General features: G+C 55.0%; 23 protein-coding genes. 13 read left to right on the forward strand and 10 right to left on the reverse strand.

From position 1 onward, the window contains the following. Positions 1–1074 carry a sn-glycerol-3-phosphate import ATP-binding protein UgpC gene (locus ACVKSX_RS15235; RefSeq protein WP_159227123.1) on the forward strand — a complete coding sequence of 358 codons (1074 nt, stop codon included), beginning with the start codon at positions 1–3 and terminating at the stop codon, positions 1072–1074. Then, a complete protein-coding gene (gene ugpQ / locus ACVKSX_RS15240; RefSeq protein ID WP_052270769.1) occupies positions 1071–1814 on the forward strand; it encodes a glycerophosphodiester phosphodiesterase in 744 nt (247 codons plus the stop codon). Before ACVKSX_RS15235 ends, ugpQ begins: the two co-directional genes overlap by 4 nt. Here the strand turns inward: ugpQ and ACVKSX_RS15245 are convergent. Then, positions 1811–2098, reverse strand: coding sequence for a DUF2756 domain-containing protein (locus ACVKSX_RS15245; protein ID WP_022624015.1), 288 nt, complete (start codon positions 2096–2098; stop codon positions 1811–1813). The two genes, ugpQ and ACVKSX_RS15245, sit on opposite strands and share 4 nt — an antisense overlap. A 206-nt stretch (positions 2099–2304) precedes the next feature. On the opposite strand from ACVKSX_RS15245, the gene ggt reads away from it, so the two are divergent. Next, entirely contained in the window at positions 2305–4056 is a 1752-nt protein-coding gene (gene ggt, locus ACVKSX_RS15250) for a gamma-glutamyltransferase (protein WP_031292113.1), read from the forward strand. Positions 4057–4307: 251 nt separating this feature from the next. On the opposite strand, the gene ACVKSX_RS15255 is transcribed toward ggt, so the two are convergent. Further along, positions 4308–4802 (reverse strand): GNAT family N-acetyltransferase, encoded by a 495-nt coding sequence (locus ACVKSX_RS15255; RefSeq protein ID WP_010253280.1) that lies wholly within the window; start codon positions 4800–4802, stop codon positions 4308–4310. A 348-nt stretch (positions 4803–5150) separates the two neighbouring features. On the opposite strand from ACVKSX_RS15255, the gene ACVKSX_RS15260 reads away from it, so the two are divergent. The 4 genes from ACVKSX_RS15260 to gntU all read left to right on the forward strand — a co-directional run bounded on the left by ACVKSX_RS15260 (position 5151) and on the right by gntU (position 8964). Continuing rightward, positions 5151–5846, forward strand: coding sequence for a pirin family protein (locus tag ACVKSX_RS15260; protein ID WP_010671535.1), 696 nt, complete (start codon positions 5151–5153; stop codon positions 5844–5846). A 102-nt stretch (positions 5847–5948) separates the two neighbouring features. Then, positions 5949–6944, forward strand: coding sequence for a gluconate operon transcriptional repressor GntR (gene gntR / locus ACVKSX_RS15265; protein ID WP_010253274.1), 996 nt, complete (start codon positions 5949–5951; stop codon positions 6942–6944). Positions 6945–7084: 140 nt separating this feature from the next. Next, positions 7085–7621, forward strand: a complete 537-nt coding sequence (gene gntK, locus ACVKSX_RS15270) for a gluconokinase (protein WP_010253272.1) — start codon at positions 7085–7087, stop codon at positions 7619–7621. Between the two features lie 2 nt (positions 7622–7623). Next, on the forward strand, positions 7624–8964 hold the full coding sequence (gene gntU / locus ACVKSX_RS15275) for a gluconate transporter (protein WP_010671538.1): 1341 nt from the start codon (positions 7624–7626) through the stop codon (positions 8962–8964). 13 nt (positions 8965–8977) lie between these two features. Here gntU and ACVKSX_RS15280 read toward each other — a convergent pair whose 3' ends face one another. The 4 genes from ACVKSX_RS15280 to ACVKSX_RS15295 form a co-directional block, all read right to left on the reverse strand. Continuing rightward, complete coding sequence (locus ACVKSX_RS15280; RefSeq protein ID WP_081113823.1) at positions 8978–9307, reverse strand: DUF805 domain-containing protein; 330 nt, start codon at positions 9305–9307, stop codon at positions 8978–8980. Next, entirely contained in the window at positions 9304–9615 is a 312-nt protein-coding gene (locus tag ACVKSX_RS15285; RefSeq protein WP_242462559.1) for a hypothetical protein, read from the reverse strand. The genes ACVKSX_RS15280 and ACVKSX_RS15285 overlap by 4 nt, the downstream gene beginning before the upstream one ends. 110 nt (positions 9616–9725) lie before the next feature. After that, the gene (locus ACVKSX_RS15290; protein ID WP_157353903.1) at positions 9726–10307 is read right to left on the reverse strand and encodes a hypothetical protein; all 582 of its coding nucleotides are present in this window, start codon (positions 10305–10307) and stop codon (positions 9726–9728) included. Between the two features lie 135 nt (positions 10308–10442). Then, positions 10443–11036 carry a YhgN family NAAT transporter gene (locus ACVKSX_RS15295; protein ID WP_003853054.1) on the reverse strand — a complete coding sequence of 198 codons (594 nt, stop codon included), beginning with the start codon at positions 11034–11036 and terminating at the stop codon, positions 10443–10445. 217 nt (positions 11037–11253) lie between these two features. Between ACVKSX_RS15295 and asd the strand changes: the two genes are divergently transcribed. Next, positions 11254–12363 carry an aspartate-semialdehyde dehydrogenase gene (gene asd / locus ACVKSX_RS15300; RefSeq protein WP_010671542.1) on the forward strand — a complete coding sequence of 370 codons (1110 nt, stop codon included), beginning with the start codon at positions 11254–11256 and terminating at the stop codon, positions 12361–12363. Positions 12364–12855: 492 nt separating this feature from the next. Here the strand turns inward: asd and ACVKSX_RS15305 are convergent, their stop codons facing one another. The 4 genes from ACVKSX_RS15305 to ACVKSX_RS15320 form a co-directional block, all read right to left on the reverse strand. After that, the gene (locus ACVKSX_RS15305) at positions 12856–13017 is read right to left on the reverse strand and encodes a hypothetical protein (RefSeq protein WP_164501699.1); all 162 of its coding nucleotides are present in this window, start codon (positions 13015–13017) and stop codon (positions 12856–12858) included. Positions 13018–13409: 392 nt separating this feature from the next. Next, positions 13410–13895, reverse strand: a complete 486-nt coding sequence (locus tag ACVKSX_RS15310; protein WP_010253261.1) for an Hcp family type VI secretion system effector — start codon at positions 13893–13895, stop codon at positions 13410–13412. Between the two features lie 7 nt (positions 13896–13902). Further along, complete coding sequence (locus ACVKSX_RS15315; RefSeq protein ID WP_010253258.1) at positions 13903–14163, reverse strand: hypothetical protein; 261 nt, start codon at positions 14161–14163, stop codon at positions 13903–13905. Further along, positions 14144–14653 (reverse strand): DUF2778 domain-containing protein, encoded by a 510-nt coding sequence (locus tag ACVKSX_RS15320; RefSeq protein WP_010253255.1) that lies wholly within the window; start codon positions 14651–14653, stop codon positions 14144–14146. Before ACVKSX_RS15320 ends, ACVKSX_RS15315 begins: the two co-directional genes overlap by 20 nt. 660 nt (positions 14654–15313) lie before the next feature. Here ACVKSX_RS15320 and glgB point away from each other — a divergent pair. The 5 genes from glgB (at position 15314) to glgP (ending at position 24743) form a co-directional block, all read left to right on the forward strand. Further along, on the forward strand, positions 15314–17497 hold the full coding sequence (gene glgB / locus ACVKSX_RS15325; RefSeq protein WP_191924664.1) for a 1,4-alpha-glucan branching enzyme: 2184 nt from the start codon (positions 15314–15316) through the stop codon (positions 17495–17497). Then, positions 17494–19476 (forward strand): glycogen debranching protein GlgX, encoded by a 1983-nt coding sequence (gene glgX / locus ACVKSX_RS15330; protein WP_354439431.1) that lies wholly within the window; start codon positions 17494–17496, stop codon positions 19474–19476. Before glgB ends, glgX begins: the two co-directional genes overlap by 4 nt. A 10-nt stretch (positions 19477–19486) precedes the next feature. Then, positions 19487–20779, forward strand: a complete 1293-nt coding sequence (gene glgC / locus ACVKSX_RS15335) for a glucose-1-phosphate adenylyltransferase (protein WP_010253246.1) — start codon at positions 19487–19489, stop codon at positions 20777–20779. A gap of 63 nt (positions 20780–20842) precedes the next feature. Then, positions 20843–22276, forward strand: coding sequence for a glycogen synthase GlgA (glgA, locus tag ACVKSX_RS15340; protein WP_010253243.1), 1434 nt, complete (start codon positions 20843–20845; stop codon positions 22274–22276). A gap of 19 nt (positions 22277–22295) precedes the next feature. Further along, on the forward strand, positions 22296–24743 hold the full coding sequence (gene glgP / locus ACVKSX_RS15345; protein WP_010253240.1) for a glycogen phosphorylase: 2448 nt from the start codon (positions 22296–22298) through the stop codon (positions 24741–24743). Positions 24744–24833 lie beyond the last annotated feature (90 nt).

Here is a 24833-nt window from a genome sequence, read left to right on the forward strand (position 1 = left end):
ATGGCAGGCGTAACCCTTCAGGCAGTAACCAAATCCTACGATGGCAAAAATCAGATCATCCAGCCGCTGAATGTCACCATCAATGACGGCGAATTTATGGTGATGGTCGGTCCATCCGGCTGCGGTAAATCGACCCTGCTGCGCATGGTGGCCGGACTGGAGCGCGTCAGCTCCGGCGATATCTATATCGACGGCCGGCGCGTTACTCAGGAAGAGCCAAAAGATCGCGGGATTGCAATGGTGTTCCAGAACTACGCGCTCTATCCCCATATGTCGGTGGAGGAGAACATGGCCTATGGGCTGAAAATCCGTGGCATGGGCAAAGAGCAGGTCCGCCAGCGGGTGCTCGACGCGGCGCGCAGTCTGGAACTGGATCACCTGCTGATGCGTCGGCCTCGCGAACTCTCCGGCGGACAGCGGCAGCGCGTGGCGATGGGCCGCGCGATCGTGCGTGAACCGGCAGTTTTTCTGTTTGATGAGCCGCTCTCCAACCTTGATGCCCGTCTGCGGGTGCAGATGCGGCTGGAACTGCAGCAGCTGCATCGCCGCTTACAGACCACCAGCCTCTATGTCACCCACGATCAGGTGGAGGCGATGACGCTGGCGCAGCGGGTGATGGTGATGAACAAAGGGGTGGTCGAGCAGCTCGGCACGCCGGTCGAGGTGTATGAGCGTCCCGCCAGCCAGTTCGTTGCCTCGTTTATTGGCGCGCCCGCCATGAATTTACTGAAAGGACAGTTCAGCAGCGATGGATCACGCTTTGACCTCGACGCCTCGCACGCTCTGCCGCTCAGCGACAGTAAAGCGAAATGGGCTAACCGGCCGGTGGTGCTGGGTATCCGGCCAGAGCACATCCGGCTCAGTAGCCGCGAGCAGGGCGGCGTGCCGCTGCGGGTCGATACGCTGGAGATGCTGGGGGCTGATAATCTGGCACATGGCCGCATCGGTGACACGCCACTGGTGGTACGCTTAGCCCACAGTGAACGTCCGCAGCCCGGCAGTACGCTGTGGCTGCATCTGCCGTCAGATGCGTTACACTTCTTCGATTCAACCCATGGAAAGCGTCTGGAATGAGCACACAACACTGGCCCTATCCCCGCATCGTCGCCCATCGCGGCGGCGGTAAACTGGCACCGGAAAATACGCTGGCGGCGATCGACACCGGCGCGAAATATGGTCATCAGATGATTGAATTTGATGCCAAATTATCGGCCGATGCGCAGATCTTCCTGCTGCATGACGACACGCTCGATCGCACCAGCAACGGCTGGGGCGTGGCGGGTCAGCTGCCGTGGGAGAAGCTGTCGCAGCTTGATGCGGGCAGCTGGTTTGGCAACGCGTTTACCGGTGAAAAGCTAGCGCGGCTGGATCAGGTGGCGGCACGCTGCCGTCAGCATCAGATGATGGCGAACATCGAAATCAAACCGACCACCGGCAGCGATGCTGAAACCGGACGCGCCGTGGCACAGGCTGCCGCGATACTGTGGCAGGATCAGGTCGCACCGTTGCTCTCTTCGTTCTCTTTTGAGGCGCTGGAAGCCGCGATGAAGGCAGAGCCGCAGTTGCCGCGTGGCCTGCTGTCGCACAGCTGGGATCCGCAGTGGCAGGAGAAAACGGCTGCGCTGGCGTGCGTCTCAATTCACCTTAATCATAAGGTGCTGACCGCTGAGCGGGTCACCGAACTGAAAGCCGCAGGCCTGAAGATTCTGGTTTATACCGTGAACAGCCCGGATCGGGCGCGGGAATTGCTGAAATGGGGCGTCGATGCCATCTGTACTGATGCCATCGACATCATCGGCCCCGATTTTCATTAGTTCTGGTTTAGATTCTGATTCTGCTGGCCCGGCTGCGTGGTAATCACCCGCTGCTGGGCGCTGTTCCGCTGTTCCTGCATTTTACGCTGCGTGTCCTGCGTCTGACGCTGCTGATCCTGGCGCAGCTTCAGCTGTTGCTGCTGCTGCTGGGTCTGCATCTGCGACTGCATCCGCTGCTGGCTGGGGTTATAGCCAGGTTTATTCGGATCGTTAGTGCTGTTCAGCGTGTTCGCCTGACTGGCGAAAGGCAGCAGAGCGGCCAGAATAATCATCCACTTTTTCATCACTCCTCCTTCCTTAAAGCGACAGGGTTTTGGGTGCACAACGGCGTACACCGATATCAGGGTCGTAGCCATAAGTTTACCCGATATCACAGACCTTACTTTCCGATCTATTCCTGATTTGACTTAACCCCGGTTATTTTGCTGTATTTGTAGGCACTTGCAGAAATGATAAAAAAATGTAAATAACAATATGGGATGGTGGCAGGATGAAAATGCAGCAAACAGTGCGTCAGCTTAGCTGGTCGCTGGTGATGAGTTTCACCGTAGTGGCAGGCGCTAACGCCGCGCCAACGCAGGCTCCGCCGGTTTCCTACGGTGTGGACAGTGACACTTTTCACCCGGTAAAAGCGCAGCACGGCATGGTAGCGTCAGTGGATGCGATGGCGACGCAGGTTGGCGTCGAGATCCTGCGTCAGGGCGGCAATGCGGTGGATGCCGCGGTGGCGGTGGGCTTTGCGCTGGCCGTGACGCATCCGCAGGCGGGCAATCTCGGCGGCGGCGGTTTTATGCTGCTGCGCACTGCCTCTGGCCGCGCCACGGCTATCGATTTCCGTGAAATGGCCCCGGGACATGCGTCGCGTGACATGTTCCTGGATAAGCAGGGCAACGCCGACAGCAAGCTGTCGCTGACATCACATCTCGCCTCAGGCACGCCGGGCACCGTAGCCGGACTGGCGCTGGCTGCGCAGAAATATGGCACTCTGCCGCTGAGCACGCTGCTGGCCCCGGCGATCAAACTGGCGCGTGACGGTATTCCGGTCAACGACGCGCTGGCAGATGACCTGAAGACCTACGGCAAAGAAGTGCTGATCACCCATCCCAACAGCAAAGCGATTTTCTACAAACCGGACGGTACGCCGTGGCAGAAGGGCGATCGGCTGGTGCAGAAAAACCTGGCTCACAGCCTGCAACTGATTGCCCGTCAGGGGCCGGATGCTTTTTATAAAGGTGAAATCGCGGATGAGATCGCCGGAGAGATGGCGCAACATGGCGGCCTGATCAACAAAGCTGACCTGGCGGCCTATCGTGCGGTCGAGCGTAAGCCAATTAGCGGGACATACCGTGGCTATGAAGTCTTCTCAATGCCGCCGCCGTCATCCGGTGGCATCCACATCGTGCAGATTCTGAATATCCTGGAGAATTTCGATCTGGCGAAGATGGGCTTTGGCAGTGCTGATGCCATGCAGGTGATGGCGGAAGCGGAGAAATATGCCTACGCGGATCGTTCGGAATATCTCGGCGATCCCGATTTCGTGAAAGTGCCGTGGCAGGCGCTTACCAGTAAAGCCTATGCCAAAACCCTGGCGCAGCAGATCGATGTGGCGAAGGCGCGGCCCTCCAGCGAGATCAAACCGGGCAAGCTCGAACCTTATGAAAGTAATCAGACTACCCATTTCTCGGTGGTGGATAAGCAGGGGAATGCGGTCGCGGTGACTTATACGCTTAACACCTATTTCGGCAGCGGAATTGTGGCGGGCAACAGCGGCATCCTGATGAATAACGAGATGGATGACTTCTCAGCCAAGCCAGGCACGCCCAATGTCTACGGACTGGTCGGCGGGGAAGCGAATGCGGTGCAACCGGCGAAACGTCCGTTGTCATCGATGTCGCCGACCATCGTCGCCAAAGGGGGCAAAACCTGGCTGGTGACCGGCAGTCCTGGCGGCAGCCGCATTATCACCACGGTGCTGCAGATGGTGGTTAACAGCATCGATTTCGGGATGAACGTGGCGGAAGCCACTAATGCGCCGCGCTTCCATCATCAGTGGCTGCCGGATCAGCTGCGGGTGGAGAAGGGCTTCAGTCCCGATACGCTGCGTCTGCTGGAAACCAAAGGTCAGCATGTGAAGGTACTGCCGTCGATGGGCAGTACGCAGAGCATCATGATCGGGCCGGATGGCATGCTCTATGGCGCTTCCGATCCGCGCAGCATCGATGATTTGAGTGCGGGTTATTGAGATTTAAAACTGCTGACAAACTCAAACCCGGGTGAATCTGACAGCAATAAATAAGCTTAACGCGCAGGGAACTGGGTCAGAATAGGAAAGCGTCCCGCGCCAGGACGGCGCGGGCCGAGCATGTCATGGATGACGGCTTTTGCGTCTTTCCGATCTGACCCTGTTTCCTGCGCAGGCGCTAGCTGACAGCGAACCTTGTCAGTGTTTATCAGCAGAAAGGGCGCCTTCGGTGCTCTTTCTGCTTCCACACGTCAGGCTTTAACCCGCGCCATATAATGCGCGTCGATCAGTTCACCGTGCCGCATTGCGAAGCCTTTAGCCGTTCCCTCAATCTCAAAACCGAAACGCTGATAAAGGGCGATAGCCGGGCCATTATCGACGAACACGGTCAGTTCCATTCGGCTCACCTGTAGCCAGTTGTCGCACAACGCGACCATTTCACGCATGAGTGCGGTTCCGACGCCACGCTGACGATAGCGTTCATCCACGCCCATACCCAGTGAGGCCACATGACGCCGTCTGGCGCGCTCTTCCACATGCAGCGCACACTGACCGACGACGACATCATCGATACAGGCCACCAACAGATGCGCATGGGGCTGAGGCGTCGCGAGACGGCTATGCCACATCTGGAGTGATGAGTGGGGCAAATGGAGTGTGCTGGCCTGGGTATCTGGCTGACCGTAGATCCTGTGAAGCGCAGCAGCATCTTCAGGCGTGACGTGGCGGACAACTATTTCACTCATGGTTTCTCCTTTAGCCCATTAAACCCTTTAAACATCAAGGTATTCACCGCGTTAATCAGGGTAAAAAATGTGAAAATGACTTTACAGACGCGAATGATAATGATTATTATTGTCATGCATTCTCGGGAGGTCGCCCGACAGCCTGAGAAAGCACGACATTGCTCACATTGCTTCCAGTATTATTTAGCCAGCTTATCCGCTGGCTTTTTTTTTGCCTGCCCTTCTTCAGTGCTTTTCAGCCACTGCTCAATGCTCATTCAACTATTTTGAACAGAGGCGTGAAGTTTTTCAGCTATCAATCAGACCCCCTCAGGGACAGACTATAAAAAACATTGAGGAGATTTGAACATGATCTATGTACGCAAAGCTGAAGAACGCGGTCACGCAAACCATGGCTGGCTGGATAGCTGGCACACTTTCTCTTTCGCCAGCTATCACGATGCGAACTTTATGGGTTTCTCCGCGCTGCGGGTCATCAACGAAGATGTGATTGATGGCGGTCAGGGATTTGGTACCCATCCTCACAAAGATATGGAAATCCTGACCTACGTGCTCTCCGGTACGGTTGAGCATCAGGACAGCATGGGCAACAAAGAGCAGATCCCGGCCGGGGAGTTCCAGATTATGAGCGCCGGAACCGGCGTACGTCACTCTGAGTACAACGCCAGCGAAAGCGAGCCGCTGCACCTTTATCAGATCTGGATCATTCCTGAGCGTACCGGTATCGAGCCACGCTACGATCAGCGCCGCTTCCCGGATGTGCAGGGACGTCAGCTTGTGTTAAGCCCGGATGCCCGTGAAGGATCGCTGAAAGTCTTTCAGGACATGACCTTATCGCGCTGGGTAATGGCTGCCGGCGAACAGGACAATGTCGCAATTGATGCGGGACGTCGTATCTGGATTCAGGTGGTGAAAGGTGATGTTACCGTTAACGGCAACGCGATCACCACCAGCGATGCTCTGGCTATCTGGGACGAAAGCGCGCTGACCATTGAAGCCAGCTCGGCTGCAGAAGTCCTGCTGTTTGATCTGCCACCGGTCTAAGCAGATAACGGGCGCGCATCGTCGCGCCCGGTTGGCAATTTTGTGACAGAAAAGTGATAGACTCATCGTACTTTAGCTTTAAGGGCGATCCCAGGCGCTACGATGAAGAAGAAAAGACCGGTATTACAGGACGTTGCCGATCGCGTCGGCATTACTAAAATGACCGTCAGCCGTTACCTGCGTAATCCAGAGCAGGTCTCCGTTGCCCTGCGGGATAAGATCGCGGTGGCACTGGATGAGCTGGGTTACATCCCCAATCGCGCCCCCGATATGCTTTCTAACGCCACCAGCCGCGCCATTGGCGTACTGCTGCCGTCACTCACAAACCAGGTTTTTGCTGACGTATTGCGCGGCATCGAAGCCGTCACCGACGAAGCCAACTATCAGACGCTGGTCGCCCACTTTGGTTACAACCCGCAAAAAGAGGAGCTGCAACTGCGCTCGCTGCTGGGCTGGAACATTGATGGGGTTATCCTCACCGAACGCACCCATACACCAGGCACGCTGCGCATGCTGGAAGTGGCCGGTATCCCGGTGATTGAGGTGATGGACAGCGTCACGCCCTGCCTGGATATGGCGGTAGGCTTCGATAACGTTGAAGCGGCCCGGCAGATGACGCAGGCGATCCTCAGCAAAGGTCATCGTCATACCGTCTACCTCGGCGCACGCCTGGATGAACGTACGCTGCAGAAGCAGCGCGGTTACGAAATCGCGATGCGCGAAGCGGGGCTGACGCCACGCAGTGTGATGATGGAAGATGCCTCTTCATTCAGCGCTGGTTGTGATCTGCTGCGTGAGGCGCAGCGCCTTTACCCCGAAACAGATAGCCTGTTCTGTACCAATGACGATCTGGCGGTCGGCGCGATGTTTGAGTGCCAGCGCCAGGGATTGCAGGTGCCCTCTCAGATGGCGATAGCCGGTTTCCACGGCCATGACATCAGTCAGGTTGTCACGCCACAACTGGCAACAGTGCTGACGCCACGCGACCGCATGGGGCGCGAAGCCGCGGCGCTGCTGCTGGCGCGCATTGCCGGAGAAACCAGCACCTGCCAGCCGCTGGATGTCGGTTTTGAGATCAGTGAAGGTGGCAGCATCTGATTGTGGCGTTTTTATGAGTCAGCTCACACTTTCATGCATTTCCTGGTAAAAAGGTTGCCAGGCTGTTAAGCGGCCAGGAGAATGAGAAACGATATTGTTATCGGTAACATTGGCAAATTCTCACCTGCCGGAGCAGAAAAATGACAACGCAATCCCCGTCGCATCACGTTTTTATCCTGATGGGCGTTTCAGGCAGCGGAAAGTCTGCCGTCGCCAATCAGGTCTCTCACCAGCTGAATACAGCCTTTCTTGACGGTGATTTTCTCCACCCACGCGCCAACATCCTGAAGATGGCCGATGGTCATCCGCTGGATGACAACGATCGCCAGCCGTGGTTACAGGCACTGAACGACGCCGCGTTTGCCATGCAGCGCACCCAGGCAATTTCCGTGATTGTCTGTTCAGCCCTGAAGAAAAGTTATCGCGACATCCTGCGTCAGGGAAATGACAACCTGCGTTTCGTCTACCTGAAGGGCGATTTCGACACCATCGAAGCCCGCCTGAAAGCGCGTAAAGGCCACTTCTTCAAGCCGCAGATGCTGGTGACGCAGTTTGCGACGCTGGAAGAGCCGGGTAGCGATGAGCCGGATGTACTGGTGGTGGATATCGCGCATTCACTGGACGATGTGGTGGCGGCTACGGTTGCGACTATCCAGGACGCTATCAGCCAGGGTTAGAGATGAATACCGCAACACTCGTTTTGACCGCAGCAGGCTCCGTCCTGCTGCTGCTTTTCCTGGTGATGAAGGCCCGTATGCACGCCTTCGTCGCATTGATGTTAGTGTCCATCGGTGCCGGGCTGTTCTCCGGCATGCCACTGAATCAGATCGCTGAAACCATGCAGAAGGGGATGGGCGGCACGCTCGGCTTCCTCGCGATTGTGGTCGCGCTGGGCGCGATGTTCGGCAAAATCCTGCATGAAACCGGCGCAGTTGATCAGATCGCCATCCGGATGCTGAAAACCTTTGGTCAGAGCCGCGCCCATTACGCGATGGGCATTGCCGGTCTGATCTGCGCGCTGCCGCTCTTTTTTGAGGTGGCAGTCGTGCTGTTGATTAGCATCGCTTTTGCGGTGGCACGGCGTACCGGCGGCAATCTGGTGAAGCTGGTGATCCCGCTGTTTGCCGGTGTGGCCGCAGCGGCGGCGTTCCTGCTGCCCGGACCGGCGCCGATGCTGCTGGCTTCGCAGATGCACGCAGATTTTGGCTGGATGATCCTGCTGGGTCTCTGTGCGGCGATCCCGGGCATGCTGATTGCCGGGCCCCTGTTTGGCAACTTCATTGGCAACCACGTCTCGTTCAGCGCGCCGCCGGAAGATCATCAACCGGATGTCGATGAGAGCAAGCTGCCGTCGTTTGGCTTCAGCCTCTCACTGATTCTGTTTCCGCTGGTGCTGGTTGGCCTGAAAACCATCGGCGCACGCTTCACGACCGAAGGCACCACCCTGTATGAGTGGCTGGAATTTATCGGCCATCCTTTCACCGCAATCCTGCTGGCGCTGCTGGTGGCGATTTATGGCCTGGCTTACCGTCAGGGTATGGATAAAGAGCGGGTAATGCAGGTGTGCGGCAGTGCGCTGCAACCGGCCGGGATTATCCTGCTGGTGATTGGCGCGGGCGGCGTGTTTAAGCAGGTGCTGGTGGACTCCGGCGTGGGTCCGGTGCTGGGCAATGCGCTGACCGGCGCAGGACTGCCAATTGCGCTGGCCTGCTTTATCCTGTCGGGTGCGGTGCGGGTGATTCAGGGATCGGCGACGGTCGCCTGTCTGACCACGGTGGGCTTAATCATGCCGGTGATTGAACCGCTGCACTACAGCGGCGCTCAGCTGGCGGCGCTATCGATCTGCATCGGCGGTGGCTCAATCATTATCAGCCATGTGAACGATGCCGGGTTCTGGCTGTTTGGTCGCTTCACCGGGGCCAGCGAAGCGGAAACGCTGAAGACCTGGACACTGATGGAAACCATTCTCGGCACTACCGGGGCTATCGTAGGTATGATTGCTTTCGAACTGCTTTCCTGACCAACCCGACGGGCTATCGGCCCGTCAGGTTTTTTTCCCGCGAGCGGGGGAAGAGTAAAAAAGGGAACAGCAGATAAGGCGCCACTACCAAAAGAACAATGATGCCGCGTGAATAGCCAGAGTCATTTATTCTCCTCACCCCACAGGAAAAAACAGGCAAAATAAACAGCAGCAGCGCGATTAAGCCTATTTCATGTTGTGGCCCGGTAAACCATTGCAGATAACTGCAGAACCAGACCAGCTGAAACAGCAGGAAAATAAAATAGCTCGTCCTTCCTTCACGCCCCTCATAGTTAAACGTGCTCAGCAGACAGCTTTTGATAATCTGCAGCAGCCTGTTCATGCCCATTTTCTTCTTATCACAGCAAAAACAACCAGCGTAATGGCGGCGGCAAGTAAGTAAACCCAGGCAAAATCAGTGACGTCAACTTGTATCAGCTGCACGTCATTCAATGCCGCTTTCCGGCCCGAGACGGATAATACGGTCAGTCCAGCCAAACAGAGTATATTTGCCAGAAAGAATAGTGCCTGAAAGGCTGTTTCTTTAGCCGCGGACAGAAAGGCAATTTTTCTGAAACCCCACCAGGCTACCAGATAAACCAGCAGCCAGAGCAACGCGCAGAGTAGCGGGGCAACCAGATAACTGCGCATATCGGTGATCACTCCTGAATGGCCGCCGTTGGCATACTGCAGCACTTCCTGAAGGGAGAAGTAACCTGTTATCAGATAGAGCGCACCGAAAAAAAAGGGTAATAACAACCTCATTGCATTTCCCTCCGGGTTTTCAGACGCTGCATCAGCTGCGGCAGCTCTTTTCCGGGGTCCACCATCACCAGCTGTTTACTTTTTGCATCGTATTTCGCGGCGGCGGTCGGGTCACCTTTACCACCCTCCGCCATCACAAAGCGGGCATCTGAACGGCCATAAAGGCTGACATGCGGAAAGGGATCGCTGCCAAAGGCCAGCACGTTGCGGCCAGGCAGGGTATATTCTCTGGTCAAAAAATCCGGGATTTTTTTTGAATCGATGCCTGAGAAAGGCGTAGTGACAAAGCGGGAACCTGCATAGTCGAGAGAAAAGCAGGTACTGTTATCGGCTGCATTTTTCTGCACCAAATCCGCGCCAAACAGGATTTTTAAACGCTGCCAAACCGTCGCGCTGTCAGGTTCGATCTTCTTGCCTTCCAGATAAACATCTTGCTTATGATAAAGTTGGTAAACCATTTTGTGAATCTGCACCATGGAGGCGCCAACACCGTGCCAGTTCGGCGCATCCCTGCTGTAAAGCCGCTCAACGAAAATAAAGACGCCTGTCCCGGCATAATTTTCGATACTGCCCGCCATAGTTATCTCCTTTTTTACAGCATTATATAAATAATATTGTTCATTTCAATGCCGTAACTTTGTGATAAACAGGCTGGATTAATGCGGTTGCCTGCCAGCCTGCCAGCCTGCCAGGGCAAAAGGACAAAGGTGCGCTTATAACTTCAGATAAGCCCGAATCCCGTCCAGGAACATCTGGGTCGCCAGCATGATCAGTATCAATCCCATCAGCCGCTCCAGCGCATTCACACCCTTATCACCCAGCAGACGCAGGAACAGTCCTGACATCAGCAGAATGCCCACCGTCACGCCCCAGGCGATTAACAGTGCGCCGACCAGATGCGACATCTGATGCGGATATTGATGCGACAGCAGCATCAGCGTCGCCAGCAGCGATGGCCCGGCCACCAGTGGGATCGCCAGTGGCACCAGGAAGGGCTCTTCACCCGCCGGTAAACCAGAACTGCTGCTTTCCGCCGACGGGAAAATCATCTTAATGGCGATAAGAAACAGGATGATCCCGCCGGAAATCGACACCGTTTCAGTACGCAGATTCAAAAATGCCAGGATGCGTTCACCGGTAAACAGGAACAGCAGCATGATGATCAGAGCAATCAACATTTCACGGATCAGCACCACTCGCCGCCGTTTCGGCTCCAGATGCTTTAAAACCGACATAAAAATCGGCAGATTGCCCAGCGGATCCATAATTAACAACAATAATATTGTCGCTGAAATCATTTCAGTCATCGGTTTTACGCCATGTTGTTCACGAAAAAGCGGAGTTATTAGTTACGCTGCTGAAAAAGTTAGCGTAATCGAATTAATTCACTTGCTACCCGGCCTGCATTTTGTAGAGTGAAGGGACACAGGTAAATCTTATTATTACGCAGAGCGGCGTGAAAATAGCACGCCGCTCTCTCCTCTGAAATGAAAAGCAGGTGTAACTGCCTTAGACGGACACGACATGAAGAATGTAGGTTTTGTTGGTTGGCGCGGTATGGTCGGCTCTGTGCTGATGTCCCGCATGAGTGAAGAGCGTGATTTTGATGCAATCAATCCGGTCTTCTTCTCGACGTCGCAGCATGGTCAGGCGGCACCCGCATTTGCGGGCAAACAGCAGGGCACACTGCAGGATGCGTTTGATATTGAGGCGCTGCGGGCGCTGGATATCATTATTACCTGCCAGGGCGGCGACTACACCAGTGACGTCTATCCAAAGCTGCGCGCCAGCGGCTGGCAGGGATACTGGATTGATGCGGCCTCCACGCTGCGCATGAAAGATGATGCCATCATCATCCTCGATCCGGTCAACCATGCGGTGATTCGCCAGGGCATCGACAGTGGGATCAAAACCTTTGTCGGCGGTAACTGTACCGTCAGCCTGATGCTGATGTCGCTGGGCGGCCTGTTTGCTCAGGACCTGGTGGAGTGGGCTTCGGTTGCCACCTATCAGGCGGCCTCTGGCGGCGGCGCGCGCCACATGCGTGAACTGCTGACCCAGATGGGCATGCTGCACGATCACGTTGCGCCTGCGCTGCAGAACCCGGCCTCCGCCATCCTCGACATCGAGCGTAGCGTGACCGACTTCACCCGTTCCGGCACTCTGCCGACCGATAACTTCGGTGTGCCGCTGGCGGGCAGCCTGATTCCGTGGATCGACAAACAGCTGGAAAACGGTCAGAGCCGCGAAGAGTGGAAAGGCCAGGCGGAGACCAACAAGATCCTCGCCACCCGTAACGTCATCCCCGTTGATGGATTGTGCGTGCGCGTCGGGGCACTGCGCTGCCACAGCCAGGCCTTTACGCTGAAGCTGAAACGCGACCTGCCGCTGGCTGAAATTGAGCAGCTGCTGGCCTCTCACAATGAGTGGGTCAAAGTGGTGCCGAATGACCGCGAACTGACGATGCGTGAACTGACGCCCGCCGCTGTCACCGGTACGCTGACCACGCCGGTTGGCCGGTTGCGTAAACTGAATATGGGGCCGGAATATCTCTCTGCCTTCACAGTGGGCGACCAGCTGTTATGGGGCGCAGCCGAACCGCTACGTCGCATGCTGCGGTTGTTAACCAGCTAAACAGAAAACATCGCCAAAGGCCGGATTTATGATCAATGCCGATCAGATTAGGCAAAGATGATCGATTAACTGTCTGATAGCTATATGAAAGCCCGTAATCATTGTTGATGGTTACGGGCTTTTTGTTGTTAGTCCAGTCTATGGATAATTTTGACTTCAGCCAAAAAATTCTTTGCGTTTTATGGTGTGTTTTTTGAGCTTGATGGATGGCTTTGGGCAGAGACTTGCATCACAGCAATATGCACATTCTGTCGCTGCTCAATGGAGTACATAGTGTCTTAGAAATTGTGTTCGTCAGACTGAATCTGCAAACACTTTTCATTAAGGTCCTAACCGCCCAAAAATCATCATTTATCAGGCATGCGCAATGCAGGCTTTTTTAGACGCTAATGCATTTTAAATGACGGGATGGGAATGATGGTACGGTGGTCAATAAGGATGTAATACGGTGGTAAAAAAGAAAAAGCCCCGAGGGGCTTTTTCTATTCAGTATCACTTTTCTTTGAAGTGATGATTGTTTTTGCTTGGCGGAAATGGATCATCTTTTTTCACATGGCGATCATATGCAGTTCCTGCGTATGAATTGTCAGTATCGTGATACTGGCCATAAGTTCCAGTCTTAGGGCATGGTTGCCCTGACCAATGTTTTGCCATTGTTAATTTCCTTATTCACATAGACATCTTAATTGATGTCTTTTTTTTAATACGACTAACTTGTCTGGTTTTCAATCATGTTTTGCTAACTTTTACCGCTTCATTTTCGAAATGTGACAATGTTCAAAATTGAATGACTTATTCATTCTTTAGTATGTTAACCCTCTGTGCTTGCAGAGTTAATGACGTAAAAAAATAGTTGCGCCATTACATTCGGAAATGTTTAGAATGAAAGTAATGTATGCGAATCTCGTTCTGGAAGAAAATACCTGTACGATGATGCTGGTACGCCATTTTAGAGTTGTAGTAGTCAGTATAAATTCAGGCTATTATATTTTTATTCGTTTATTTACACATTCATGCCCTTCAGTGAAGCATTTCTATCCGATGTTCTATGCTCGTATATTCCAGTCATCGGTATACTGGACATTTCCATCAACATAACGCCATGTGATTTTGTCATACATCATGGATATTGATTCCATATGGTTGATTTGCGCATTACCGGACATTTTAGCGTTTGGCATGCCAGGATTCACGCCAGTGATCTTTACCCCCTCAATAGTCATGACAAAGTAACACTCTTCCTGCCCGGCATGATTGATTTTATACCAGCGGATTTCCGCACTTTGCAGCGTCTGGCCCGTAGCAACCGCCTTATAAAGATATGGACTGGAGCTATCAAACTCCTTTTCAATCATCATCGGTGAGTGTGAACGCTTGCCGGTTATCTTGCCGTTAGCACTATCTACAGGAATGTTCAGTCCATGACTGAAACCAACAATCTCAATGCTGCCATCACGATCCCATACATCAACAGAACCTTTAATATGAGCACCGCCATCATCTTTGAGCCACATGTAAGCAGGAATTGGCATCCTATTATCACCTTACTTTTCTGATCAACTTCATTGTTATGAAAAAAATTGCCGCAGTGATAACTATATTAGTGAGGAAACTCATATAGAAATACGTATCATCTATTGCCTCTGCGCCAATTTCACCGGAGCCATATAAAATATGGCCTAGCTTTAAAGCGAAATCATAATTAATCCAGTTATAAGGCTCACCCATAGCCCGACCAACGATAAGTAAAAGAAGAAGGAAGAAGGCTAATTTTCCTAATCTACGGGCAAGTGTCGCCATAAGTGATTACCTCAATGGTGCCATAGGCTTTTAAGTCTGTGCCAGGAACCGAGATTTTAGATGTTCTTAATAGAGCATTTCTCAGCATGTTGAAGTCTGATTGCCAGGCCAGCGTAATACAGCCCTCTGAAACCTGACCGGGATGAAGCCTGAAGCCTCCTCGCGTTACTCCTCGAAAAAAGGTGCTATCGTCGATCATCCCATCCACGCGGAAAAGGGCAAACCATTCTGAATGATCAACATGATATTTGAATGCACTTTTTATTTCGTCAATTGCCCATGCTCTGACGCTATTGACCCAACTACCAGAAGGTCTGTCGACTATGTAGTAGTGTCCGGCAGGTAATGGCCCTTTGTTTATTATCATCCCGCAGCCACCCTTATTACGGTAAATATCATTACCAGAAAACGCTAAAAAAGTGCCTAAGCCCGGAAAAATCAGAGGAGAGTAATCAGCATTGTTTATGACAAACTTTCCTTGTAAAGACATAGCAGTCCTTTACTTCTAAAATTTTTGAATTTACATGCTAATTCAAAGTAAAAAACAGATGTACGGCTATTTTGGGCAAAATTTAGGATCGTGAAGCAGATTCAATTCTCAACTTTTTTATGACTCAATCCGTTTCATGTCAGAAACATACTGCTAACCATCGCTTTACAACACATTATCAGGTAGCTTTTCTCAATCGTCCTCTGCACCCAGCGATCCTGAACTCTGAGATTTGGCGGTGGCAGAGGCTCTGTTTCATTCCGGTGAAAAATGCAGCTTCATCAGTCGGGGCGCTCCAGGCAACATAAATGACCATAATCATCAGTTTATCCGGCCTTTTTTGTTTTTGTCGTACACGAAACAATCTGCCGTTTCGCTTACTCAGTGATCAACTTCCCTTTTTTGCCGGTCGGTAAAGATTATTTTGCTTTAGTCCATGGCAAGTGCCGTGACCAAGCTATGATTTAACCATGATGTGCCACAGGTAACTCTTGTGCTTTCCGGATTAAATGGTTGTGGTACACGGCAAAAACACTTTTCCCACGGAATGGCCTGACTTCTTTGTCGTTGTACGTATGGCTCAATGAAGAGCAGCGCAGGTGAACCGCGACAGGCTGTGTCGCGTTCATTTCGGCTGCCAATTATCACAGGAAGAAAGTCATGTCAGAGCTTCCCGATCGCGATGCGATCAATGCCCTGTTTGCGGGTAATTATGCCGACCCTTTTTCGTTACTAGGGATGCACCGAACTCAGCAAGGCCTTGAAGTCAGGGCATTGCTCCCCGAAGCGCTTGAAGTGTGGGTCATTGAAACCTCCACCGGGCGCAAACTGGCTCAGCTGGTGTGTGAAGATGCACGTGGCTTCTTCAGTGGCGTTATTCCACGCCGCAAAAACCCGTTCCGCTATCAGCTGGCGGTGAACTGGCACGGCCAGCAAAACCTGGTAGACGATGCCTATCGCTTTGGTCCGCTGCTGCAGGAGATGGATCTGTGGCTGCTGGCAGAAGGGACGCACCTGCGCCCTTATGAGACGCTGGGCGCGCACGGTGACGTCATCGATGGCGTCTTCGGCACCCGCTTCTGCGTCTGGGCACCCAACGCCCGTCGCGTGTCAGTGGTTGGCGATTTCAACTTCTGGGATGGCCGCCGTCATCCGATGCGTCTGCGTCAGGAACTGGGCATCTGGGAGCTGTTTGTACCGGGCGCGGTCAACGGCCAGCTCTACAAGTATGAAATCATCGACGCCAATGGCGAACTGCGCATCAAAGCGGACCCGTACGCGTTTGAGGCGCAGATGCGTCCGCAGACTGCGTCGATGATCTGTGGTCTGCCGGAGCCGGTTGAGATGAAAGCGGAGCGCAAGGCGGCCAACGCCTTTGACGCGCCGATCTCCATCTATGAAGTGCATCTGGGCTCCTGGCGTCGTCACACCGACAACAACTTCTGGCTGAGCTACAAAGAGCTGGCTGAACAGCTGGTGCCCTACGTCAAAGAGATGGGTTTTACCCATATCGAACTGCTGCCGATCAACGAACATCCGTTTGATGGCAGCTGGGGCTATCAGCCGCTGGGCATGTATGCGCCGACCCGACGTTTTGGTACCCGTGACGAGTTCCGCGCCTTCATTGACGCCGCCCATGAGGCGGGCCTCAACGTGCTGCTCGACTGGGTGCCGGGCCACTTCCCCAGCGACGATTTCGGTCTGGCAAGATACGACGGCACCGAGCTCTATGAGCACAGCGACCCGCGTGAAGGCTTTCACCAGGACTGGAATACCCTGATCTACAACTTTGGTCGCCGGGAAGTGAGCAACTACCTGTCGGGCAATGCGCTCTACTGGACGGAGCGCTTTGGCATTGATGGCCTGCGTGTGGATGCGGTGGCGTCGATGATTTACCGCGACTACAGCCGCAGCGAAGGGGAATGGGTGCCGAATCAGTACGGCGGCCGTGAAAACCTGGAAGCGATTGAGTTTCTGCGTCACACCAACCGTACGCTCGGCACTGTGGCATCCGGTTCGGTGACCATGGCCGAAGAGTCGACAGACTACCCTGGCGTGACGCGTCCCACCGAAGACGGCGGGCTGGGCTTCTGGTTCAAATGGAATCTGGGCTGGATGCACGACACCCTCGACTACATGAAGGTCGATCCCATCTACCGTAAGCACCATCACGATCTGATGAGCTTCGGCATGATGTACAACTACACCGAAAACTTTGTGCTGCCGCTGTCGCATGACGAAGTGGTGCACGGTAAGCGCTCGATTCTCGATCGTATGCCGGGCGATGCATGGCAGAAGTTCGCCAACCTGCGTGCTTACTACGGCTGGATGTGGGGCTTCCCCGGCAAGAAACTGCTGTTTATGGGCAATGAATTTGCCCAGGGTCGCGAGTGGAACCACGACGTCAGCCTTGACTGGCATCTGCTGGAAGGGGACGACAACTGGCACCACGGCGTTCACCGTCTGGTGCGCGATCTCAACCACACCTATCAGTACTACACGCCGCTGCATCAGCTCGACTTCGATCCGGCAGGCTTTGAGTGGCTGGTGGTAAACGATGCGGAACACTCCGTCTTCGCCTTTGTCCGTCGTGACCGTGAAGGCAACGAAGTGATCGTGGTCAGTAACTTTACGCCGGTGCCGCGTCCGGGCTATCGCTTTGGCGTTAACCAGCCTGGCTGCTGGCGTGAAGTGCTGAATACCGATCAGCATGAGTATCACGGCAGCGACGTGCGCAACCATCGGGTGCATACCGATGAGCAGGAGAGCCACGGGCGACCGCAGTCGCTGAGCCTCAATCTGCCGCCGCTGGCAACGGTATGGCTGGTGCGGGAGGCTGAATGACCATCACTGCCGGAGATCCCGAACCGCTGGGTGCCAGTTACGATGGCAAAGGCGTTAACTTCACCCTGTTCTCACAGCATGCCGGGCGCGTAGAGCTCTGCCTGTTTGATGAGCAGGGTGCAGAACAGCGTGTTGACCTGCCTGGCCGCAGCGGGGATATCTGGCATGGTTATGTTCCGGCGTTGAAGCCAGGACAGCGCTACGGCTACCGGGTGCATGGTCCCTGGGCACCGCAGCAGGGACACCGTTTTAATCCGGCGAAGCTGCTGGTTGACCCCTGCGCCCGCGCGGTTGAGGGCGATGTACCGGATGACCCGCTGTTTCATGGCGGCGAGGCGCAGCCCGATCCGCATGACAACGCGGCGATTGCGCCGAAGTCACGGGTAGTCGCGGAGGATTTTGACTGGCAGGACGACGTCGCACCGGGTATTCCCTGGGGTAACACGGTGATTTACGAAGCCCACGTGCGCGGCCTGACGCAGCAGCATCCGGAAATTCCGGAAACGCTGCGCGGGACTTACGCGGCGCTCGGTCATCCTGTTATGGTGAATTACCTGCGCAGTCTGGGGATTACCACCCTTGAGCTGCTGCCGGTGGCGCACTTCGCCAGCGAGCCGCGACTGCTGCAGCTCGGCCTCAGCAACTACTGGGGCTATAACCCCTTTGCGCTCTGGGCGGTGGATCCCCGTTACGCCTCCGGTCAGCCGGACGTGACGCCGTTGCAGGAGTTTCAGCAGGCGGTCAAAAACCTGCACGCCGCGGGTATCGAAGTGCTGCTGGATGTGGTGTTCAACCACACCGCTGAACTGGATGAGATTGGCCCGACAATCTCCATGCGCGGCATCGACAACGCCAGCTACTACTGGCTCGATGAGCAGGGCGATTATCAGAACTGGACCGGCTGCGGCAACACGCTGAATATCCATCATCCGCAGGTGATGACGTGGGCTTTAGAGGCGCTGCGCTACTGGGTGCGTGTCTGCCACGTCGACGGCTTCCGCTTTGACCTCGCGCCAGTGCTGGGCCGCACACCGGATTACCAGCGTGATGCGCCATTTTTTGAGGCCATACGCGCCTGTCCGCTGCTCTCTCAGGTCAAGCTGATTGCTGAACCCTGGGATATCGGCCCTGACGGCTATCAGGTTGGTCGTTTTCCGCCGCCGTTTGCCGAATGGAACGATCAGTTTCGCGACACCGCGCGACGTTACTGGCTGCACGGCGACATAAGCAACGGCGAGTTCGTCCGCCGTTTTGCCGCCTCCAGCGATCTCTACCAGCATGATGACCGGTCGCCACACGCCACGGTTAACCTGATCACCGCCCACGACGGCTTTACGCTGTGGGATGTGGTGAGCTTCGAACGTAAACACAACGAAGCGAACGGGGAAGATAACCGTGATGGTCACGGCGATAACTACAGCCACAACCACGGCAAAGAGGGGCTGAACGTCAGCTTCGACGTGATTGAACGTCGCCGTCGCAGCGTGCGGGCACTGCTGACGACGCTGCTGCTGTCACAGGGCACGCCGATGCTGCTGGCAGGCGATGAGCGCGGCCACACCCAGCGCGGCAATAACAACGCCTACTGTCAGGACAACGCCCTGAGCTGGCTTGACTGGCAGGCGGATGAGAAGGGATTAGTCGGATTCACCGCTGCACTGATCGAGCTGCGCCAGCGCATTCCGGCGCTGACCGCAGATCGCTGGTGGCAGGACGGTGACGGCAATGTGCAGTGGCTCAATGCCGGTGGCCAGCCACTGCAACACGATGAATGGGCACAGGGGATGCACAGATTGCAGATCCTGCTGTCCGGCCGCTGGTTAATAACAATAAACGCCACGGATACGGTGAATGACATCGTGTTACCAGACGGAGAATGGCGCGCCCTTCCTCCTTTCGCCGGGGACGACAACCCCATCCTGCTAACTGTCTGGCATGGTCCCGCACACGGTGTGTGCGTGTTCCAAAAGCAATCATAAGGAGTCAGACATGGTTAAGTTAGATAGAACAGATCACCTGATGCTGGCCCGCCAGCTCCCTACACAGACGGTTGCTCTGATCCTCGCCGGCGGACGCGGCACGCGCCTGGTCGATTTAACGGCCAAACGTGCCAAACCGGCGGTGCATTTCGGCGGCAAGTTCCGCATTATCGACTTTGCCCTCTCCAACTGCGTCAACTCCGGTATCCGACGGATTGGCGTGATTACTCAGTATCAGTCTCATACCCTGACTCAGCACATCCAGCGTGGCTGGTCGATCTTCAATGAAGAGATGAATGAGTTTGTCGATTTGCTGCCAGCGCAGCAGCGATTTTCGACCGAACAGTGGTATCGCGGGACGGCCGATGCCGTGACGCAAAACCTTGATGTGATTCGCCGCTATCAGGCGCAGTACATCGTGATCCTCGCCGGGGACCACATTTATAAGATGGATTACTCACGCATGCTGCTGGATCACGTGGTCAACGAGGCGAAATGTACCATCGCCTGTTTACCGGTGCCGGTGCATGAAGCCACGGCGTTTGGCGTGATGGCGGTGGACGAAGAGAACATGGTGATCGACTTCGTGGAGAAACCCGCGAAACCGCCCACCATGCCGGGTGATGACACTCAGGCGCTCGCCAGCATGGGGATCTACGTTTTCAACGCAGACTATCTCTATGAACTGCTGGAAGAGGATCTGCAGACGCCAGGCTCTAACCACGACTTCGGCAAAGATATCCTGCCGAAAATCGTGGCAAGCGGCGAAGGCTATGCGCACTCCTTTGCGCTCTCCTGCGTACAGAACGATGACAATGCGCCGCCTTACTGGCGCGACGTCGGGACGCTGGAAGCTTACTGGCGCGCCAATCTCGACCTGGCATCGGTGATGCCTGAACTCGATATGTATGACGTCACCTGGCCGATTCGTACCCACATGGAGCCGCTGCCGCCGGCCAAATTTGTTCAGGATCGTTCCGGCAGTCACGGGATGACCATGAACTCGCTGGTCTCGGGGGGCTGCATCATCTCCGGTTCAGTGGTGGTCAATTCGGTGCTGTTCCCGCGGGTACGCGTTAACTCTTTTTGCAATATAGATTCAACTGTACTGCTGCCTGATGTGGTAGTGGGCCGATCGTGTCGTCTGCGTCGCTGCGTCATTGATCGTGCCTGCGAGTTACCGGAAGGCATGGTCATTGGCGAAAACCCGGATGAAGACAGTCGCCGGTTTCACCGTTCGGATGAAGGCATCGTACTGGTAACCCGCGCCATGCTGGCCAGGCTGGCCAAAGCGGGGCTGTAAGCGATAAGCGAAACTTACGCAATCGGCACGCGGAGCGTGTCGGATAACTTAATGAGGTCGAGGATGCAGGTTTTACATGTCTGTTCGGAACTTTTCCCGCTGCTAAAAACGGGCGGACTGGCTGATGTAGTCGGGGCATTACCTCAGGCACAAATTGCGGGCGGCACGGATACGCGGGTACTACTGCCCGCTTTTCCCGCATTGCGCAAAGGCATACCTGATCTCCAGGTCGTGACAGAGCGAGAAACATTTGCCGGTCATGTACGTCTGCTATTTGGTGAATTTAACGGTGTGGGCATCTACTTGATTGATGCTCCCGGCCTCTACGATCGTCCGGGTAGTCCCTACCATGACGAATCGCAGTTTGCGTATGTCGACAACTATCTGCGCTTTGCGCTGCTGGGCTGGGTTGGCTGTGAACTGGCGTGCGGCATGGACGCGATGTGGCGTCCCGATATTGTGCATGCCCATGACTGGCACGCAGGCCTGACCTGCGCCTATCTGGAAGCGCGTGGTCGTCCGGCTAAATCGGTCTTCACCGTGCACAACCTGGCGTATCAGGGGCTGTTCATGGCGCACCACATGGAAGAGATTGGCCTGCCATGGTCATTCTTTAACATGCATGGGCTGGAGTTCTTCGGTCAGATCTCCTTCCTGAAAGCGGGACTTTTTTACGCCGACCATATCACGGCGGTCAGCCCGACTTACGCCCATGAAATTACTTCTGCCGAATATGCTTACGGCATGGAAACCCTGCTGGCACAGCGGATGCGTGAAGGCCGTCTCAGCGGCATTCTCAACGGCGTTGATCCCTCTATCTGGGATCCGGCGCACGATCTGCTGCTCAGCGCGCGTTATAACCGCGACACGCTGGAAGCGAAAGCGGAGAACAAACGCCAGCTGCAGGTGGCGATGGGTCTGAAGGTAGATGATAAAGCGCCGGTGTTCTGCGTGATCAGCCGTCTGACCAAACAGAAAGGGCTGGACCTGGTGCTGGAGGCGCTGCCCGGCTTGCTGGCGCAGGGCGGTCAACTGGTGCTGCTGGGCCAGGGCGATGCTGAACTGCAGCAGGGCTTCCTGGCGGCGGCGGCAGAGCATCCGGGCAGCGTCGGCGTGCAGATCGGCTATCACGAAGCGTTCTCACACCGCATTGTCGGCGGCGCGGACGTGATTGTGGTGCCGAGTCGCTTTGAGCCCTGTGGTCTGACACAACTTTATGGCCTCAAGTATGGTACGTTGCCGTTAGTGCGCCGCACCGGCGGGCTGGCCGATACCGTGAATGACAGCTCACTGGAGAATCTGGCCGACGGCATCGCCAGTGGATTCAGTTTTGAAGATGCCAACGCCTGGTCACTGCTTCGGGCTATCCGGCGCGCGTTTGTGTTGTGGTCCCGTCCTTCGCTCTGGCGCTATGTTCAGCGCCAGGCAATGGCGATGGACTTTAGCTGGCAGGTGGCAGCACAAGCCTACCGTGATCTCTACCAACGTTTGATGTAACGGATTGGGAAAACTGGATATGAATGCACCTTTCACTTACGCCTCACCAACGTTGACGGTTGATGCCTTAAAGCATTCGATTGCCTATAAATTGATGTTTACCATCGGCAAAGATCCCTCTATCGCCAATAAGCATGAGTGGCTTAACGCCTCGCTGCTGGCGGTGCGTGACCGGATGGTGGAGCGCTGGCTGCGTTCCAGCCGTGCTCAGCTTTCTCAGGATGTCCGGCAGGTCTATTACCTGTCGATGGAGTTCCTGATGGGCCGCACGCTGGGCAATGCGCTGCTGGCGATGGGGATTTATGACGATCTCAACCAGGCGCTGGATGAGATGGGACTGGATCTGGCCGAGCTGATGGAAGAAGAAAACGATCCGGGGCTGGGCAATGGTGGTCTGGGTCGCCTGGCGGCCTGTTTCCTCGACTCGCTGGCGACGCTGGGCATGCCGGGCCGTGGCTATGGCATCCGGTATGATTACGGCATGTTCAAACAGAACATTGTGGAAGGTGAGCAGAAAGAGTCGCCGGATTACTGGCTTGAATATGGTAATCCGTGGGAATTCCAGCGTTTCAATACCCGTTACAAAGTGCGCTTTGGTGGCCGCGTCCAGCACGAAGGCGCGAAAGTGCGCTGGCTGGAGACCGAAGAGATCCTGGCGATGGCCTATGACCAGATCATTCCGGGCTTTGACACCGACGCTACCAACACCTTACGGCTGTGGGGCGCGCAGGCCAGCAACGAAATCAACCTCGGCAAGTTCAACCAGGGCGACTACTTTGCGGCGGTGGAAGATAAAAACCACTCCGAGAACGTGTCGCGCGTGCTCTATCCGGATGACTCGACCTACTCAGGCCGTGAACTGCGCCTGCGTCAGGAATATTTCCTGGTCTCCGCGACGGTGCAGGACATTCTGAATCGTCACTGGCGGATGCATCAGACCTGGGACAACCTGGCGGATAAAATCGCTATTCACCTGAATGATACCCATCCGGTGCTGGCGATCCCCGAACTGATGCGCCTGCTGATCGACGATCATAAATTCAGCTGGGACAACGCTTTTGACGTCTGCTGTCAGGTCTTCTCCTACACCAACCATACGCTGATGACCGAAGCGCTGGAAACCTGGCCGGTTGATATGATCGGCAAGATCCTGCCGCGTCACCTCAGCATTATTTTTGAAATTAACGACTTCTTCCTTAAGACCATTCAGGATCACTATCCCGATGACCTGGATCTGCTGTCGCGCATTTCGATCATCGATGAAAACGATGGCCGTCGGATACGCATGGGCTGGCTGGCGGTGGTGGTCAGCCACAAAGTAAACGGCGTTTCGGAGCTGCACTCCAACCTGATGGTACAGTCGCTGTTTGCCGATTTCTCCCGTCTGTTCCCTGGTCGCTTCTGTAACAAAACCAATGGCGTCACTCCGCGTCGCTGGCTGGCGCTGGCGAACCCGGCGCTGTCAGAGGTGCTGGATGAGGAGATAGGCCGCAACTGGCGCACCGATCTCAGCCAGCTGGGCGAGCTGAAGGCGCAGATCGACTATCCGGCGTTTATTGAAAAAGTGGCGGTCGCCAAGTATCAGAACAAGCGTCGGCTGGCCGACTGGGTGGCGAAGAATCTGGACGTGGTGCTCGACCCGAACGCGCTGTTTGATGTGCAGATCAAGCGTATTCACGAGTACAAACGCCAGTTGCTCAACGTGCTGCATGTGATCACCCGATACAACCGTATCAAGGCCGATCCCCAGGCGGATTGGGTGCCACGCGTCAATATTTTTGCCGGTAAAGCGGCATCGGCCTATTACGTTGCCAAGCACATCATTCATCTGATCAACGATGTCGCCAATGTGATCAACAACGATCCGCAGGTGAAGAACAAACTTAAAGTGGTCTTCATCCCGAACTACAGCGTGAGCCTGGCGCAGATCATTATTCCGGCGGCCGATCTCTCTGAGCAGATCTCTACCGCAGGGACAGAGGCGTCCGGCACCAGTAATATGAAGTTTGCGCTGAATGGCGCGCTGACCATCGGTACGCTGGATGGGGCCAACGTTGAAATGCTGGATCACGTTGGTGAAGAGAACATCTTCATTTTCGGTAATACCACGCCGCAGGTCGAAGCCCTGCGTAAAGGGGGCTATAACCCGCGTGACTATTATGAAAAGGATGAAGAGCTGCATCAGGTGCTGACTCAGATTGCTTCCGGTCTGTTCAGTCCGCAGGATCCGGGCCGCTACCGCAATCTGTTCGATTCACTGGTCAACTTCGGCGATCACTACCAGTTGCTGGCGGATTATCGCAGCTATGTGGATACCCAGGATAAAGTGGATGCGCTCTACCGTAAACCGGATGAGTGGCAACGCCGCGCGGCTAAAAACATCGCCGGAATGGGCTACTTCTCGTCGGACCGTACGATTCAGGAGTACGCTGATGAGATCTGGAATATCTCGCCAGTAAGGTTGTAAGGCGCGTGCAGTAAGGTTTCTGACTTTCTTTGCGGCCGAGGGATCGGCCGCACTCTCCTGTGCTCTCTTTGCTCACCGTCTATCCCGCTC

The organism is Pantoea sp. PvP021 (genome assembly GCF_054056055.1).